1 protein-coding gene is annotated in these 453 nt (G+C 67.1%); it reads left to right on the forward strand.

Annotated features, from left to right (window positions below):
- On the forward strand, positions 1-453 hold a 453-nt coding region (locus tag AC1DBD_RS17800; protein ID WP_476982717.1), incomplete at both ends, for a PKD domain-containing protein.

Raw genomic sequence — 453 nt, forward strand, 5'->3', positions numbered from 1 at the left:
CCACCGCCTCCGCCGTCACCGCGCTCAAACTCACCACCGTCGCCGACGACGGCGTCGTCATCTACGTCAACGGCACCGAAGTCGGCCGCACCCGCATGCCCACCGGCACTGTCACCATCAACACCTACGCCACCGCAGCAATCCCCACCTCCAACGCCAACGCCGCCCCGGTCACCTTCAACGTCCCACTCTCCCTGCTGGTCAACGGAACCAACACCATCGCCGCCGAAACCCACCTGAACTACCACGCAACCAAAGACATCAGCTTCGACCTCACCGCAACCACCACCACCACCAGCGGTGCCACGGTGAATGCCGCGCCGGTGGCGTCGTTCACCGCCTCGGCCTCCGGTCTGACCGCGGCTTTCGATGCCAGCGCCTCCACCGACGACGCCGGCATCACCGGCTACGGATGGGCCTTCGGAGACGGCAGCACCGGGACCGGGGTATCGG

It is taken from the genome of Arthrobacter sp. 10T419, assembly GCF_056394105.1.